The sequence below is a fragment of the Vibrio genomosp. F10 str. 9ZD137 genome (assembly GCF_049974785.1).
Classification (GTDB): Bacteria; Pseudomonadota; Gammaproteobacteria; order Enterobacterales; family Vibrionaceae; genus Vibrio.
The window spans coordinates 1-1062 of the sequence record NZ_JBNGCJ010000983.1 but is presented as its reverse complement, the minus strand read 5'-3'; the positions used below and the strand labels follow the sequence as shown (position 1 = coordinate 1062).

1 protein-coding gene is annotated in these 1062 nt (G+C 44.6%); it reads left to right on the top strand.

Translation table 11 applies throughout. The features are described 5' to 3' along the window. Positions 1–13: 13 nt before the first annotated feature. Positions 14–1062 (top strand): efflux RND transporter permease subunit (locus ACP45E_RS21150; RefSeq protein ID WP_241824366.1); only part of this gene is annotated, 1049 nt, incomplete at its 3' end.

Sequence of the window (1062 nt, the reverse complement as noted above, 5' to 3'; positions counted from 1 at the left end):
TACTGAGTATGCAATGCGAGTCTGGTTAGATGTCGACAAAATGACAGCTCTAGGGCTTTCTACTCGCGAAATCAATAACGCGATTAGCGATCAAAATAGCCAATTCCCCGTTGGTAAACTCGGCGCAGGTCCATTCGACGACGACCGCATGCTGCAAATCCCTTTGCTTAGTCAAGGCCGTTTAGAAACCGTTGAAGAGTTTGAAAGCATCATCGTGAGAACGCAAGCTGACGGCTCTAATATCTACCTGCGTGATATTGCGGATATTGAATTGGGTGACAATCGATACGAAACCAATACGGTACTTAACGGAAACCCAGCCGCATTAATGACGGTGTCTCTGGCACCTGGCGCTAATGCACTAGAAACAGGTAAAGGGGTGAAAGAGTTACTGAGTACCATGCAATTCCCCGATGACGTGACGTATGCATTCCCATTTGATGTGACTGAATTTGTCTCAGACTCTATTTACACAGTGACAGAAACATTGGTTATCGCCATCATTTTGGTTATTTTGGTCACCTACTTATTTTTAGGGAGTTTGCGTGCGACCTTAGTACCAGCGATTGCTATTCCTGTTTCTTTAGTGGGTACGTTCTTCTTTATGCACACCTTTGGCTTTACGATCAATACCATTACTATGTTTGGCATGATCTTAGCGATTGGTATCGTGGTCGATAACGCTATTTTGGTTATCGAAAACGTCGAAAGTGTCATGCACAAAAACCCTGGGTTTTCATCGGCAAAAGCGACGTATGTGGCCATGCAAGAAGTAACGGGGCCTATTATCGCGTCGACATTAGTCATGCTTGCTGTGTTTGTCCCAATCAGCTTATTACCTGGAATCACTGGTGTCATGTTTGCACAGTTCAGTGTGACGTTATGCATCTCCTTGGTCATTTCAGCGGTGAATGCTTTAACCTTGTCACCTGCATTGTGTTCGCTGATCATGAAGCGTGAAGATCCAGCGAAATGGTTTATCGCTTTCAATCGTGGTTTTGACAAGATCACCGCCATTTACGGTAAAGCGGTTTCGATTGTTGTACGTAAAACAGCCGTACT